This is a genomic window from Metapseudomonas boanensis, from assembly GCF_018704125.1.
Taxonomy (GTDB): domain Bacteria; phylum Pseudomonadota; class Gammaproteobacteria; order Pseudomonadales; family Pseudomonadaceae; genus Metapseudomonas; species Metapseudomonas boanensis.
In genome coordinates this window covers 1-1969 of sequence record NZ_JAGTIS010000043.1, presented here as the reverse complement: position 1 = coordinate 1969, position 1969 = coordinate 1, and the positions used below count along the sequence as shown (strand labels likewise).

1 protein-coding gene is annotated in these 1969 nt (G+C 64.0%); it reads left to right on the top strand.

Features of this window, described 5'->3' with window-relative positions; all coding sequences use genetic code 11:
* Nucleotides 1-15: 15 nt before the first annotated feature.
* On the top strand, nucleotides 16-1969 hold a 1954-nt coding region (locus J7302_RS26180; protein WP_215381752.1), incomplete at its 3' end, for an SH3 domain-containing protein.

Below are 1969 nucleotides of genomic sequence, written 5' to 3'. Positions count from 1 at the left end.
AAGGAACGGATTTCCATGCTCGCACTCATCATCGACACCTTTGATGCCCTGAAGGACGGATACCAGCGCTGGCGCGACGGCCCGCCAGCCCCTCGTCATCCCTCGCCGGTATCCACGGGGGCGCCATCGCCGCTGTTGCCTGCCACATCCGAGCCACCGATTGCCCAGCCAACCTCGTTGCCTGCGGTCAAACACTGGTGCCACCCCTTTGGTGATCGCGCTAATCCGCTGCTGCAACTGACCCAGCTCGCCAAGGCCGCCGCTGGCTACTACCCGCTGGGGCGTAACGGCATGTGGCATGGCGGTGTGCACTTCGATGCCGGTACCGCCGGCGTGTTGGATCAGTCCCATGTGCGTTGCATCGCCGACGGCGAAGTGGTGGCCTATCGCATCCCCGAGCAGACACCTGAAACCCTTTACTACCCTGGCCCGGGCGTCACCGTGCGGGCTCCCTTCGCATCGGGCTTCGTACTGGTACGCCACCGCCTGGAAGCGCCGGCCATAGCCAACAGCTCCGACACGCCGCCGAGCCTGACCTTCTTCAGCCTCTACATGCACCTGCAGGACTGGGTCAGCTATCAAGCCGACCCAGCGCTGAAGCGCCCCGCCTTCTGGCCGGAGGCTTCCACCTTCCACGTCAGGATGACCGTCGATGACCCCGCCCCCGGCGATCCGGCCCAGCGGGGTCTGAATGTACGCAACCAGGCTCGCAAGGGCGCGATCATCGGTTTCTTGCCGCGGGGTGCGGCCGTCACCCTGAGTGGCGAGGGGAGCTATCGCAAGCTGGAGGGCACGCGTGGGCCAGAGAAACTGCAGAACCCCGACGGTACGCTGAAGGGCTACATCGCAGTTCGCCTCCTGTTAGCCATTGGTGACGGTGTCTACCGCGTGAATACCGTCAGCGATCCTCTTACCGTACGCGTGGCACCTGACGGCCAGAGCACAAAAGTCGGCGAATTACCCAAGGGGGCCGAAGTCACCATCAGCGGTGAGGGTGCATACCGCAAGCTGGAGAGCGTTGCCCAATACGTCCACTTCGCTTCGCTGGAGGGGGAGCGCAAACCGCAGCTGTTCGACCGCGTCGTGGTGCTCGAGAGGCCGTTACCGATCAAGGCTGGCGACCTGATCGGCCACCTCGGGCCCTATCAGGAAGACGGCGAGACCGCACCGCAGGAAAAGCTGCACCTCGAAGTCTTCAGCGCCGATGACATGGAAGCCTTCCTCACGGCGAGCCGGGCATGGGCCGCACGCTTGCCGGCCAAGAACAGCACCTGGCTGAAACTCGCAGCGGGCACGCCCGTCATGCCCCACCAGGAGCGCTACTGCACCGCCCAGCCGCCCATGCCGTTCGATCCCCACAGGCCCAGCGAAACGGACCTGCTGGTCCCCAGATCCCTGCTCGACGGCTTGCCGGCCGAGCGCAAGATCCAGCTCCCCGCTGAGCATGGCCGAGCCGCCATCAACTGGTATCGCCTGGATGCCCTGACCCGGGACAGTGCCGGCAAACTGCTTGACGGCTGGGTACGGGAAGAAGTCGGCGTCACCCCCTGGATGAGCCCCTGGGCCTGGGAAGGTTACGACATCATCTACAACGACGACCCACCCGAGAATGGCCTGGCCTACGTGCTGGACAGGCTGGGCTTGTCCAGCGAAGAGGACCGCGAGCGCAACCGCCCGCGTGCCGACGCTTCGGACAAGGCCCCCCTGAAATCCCGCCTGTATGACCTCATCGACAGAGACCGCAACGGAAAGATCACCGCCGATGAAATGGTGGCCGCGATCAGCATGCCGGCCTCTGCCCAATCCATTGCCCAACTGATCATTCACTCCGAGAGCGAATGGCTTTACCGGGATAGCAAATGGGATGCCCTGGACGATGTACTGGGCCATACCACCTCGGCACCGATACTGAACTGGATGGCGGAGAAAGAGCGAATAAGGAAATTGGCGTGGTGGGCGGAAGTGGCGG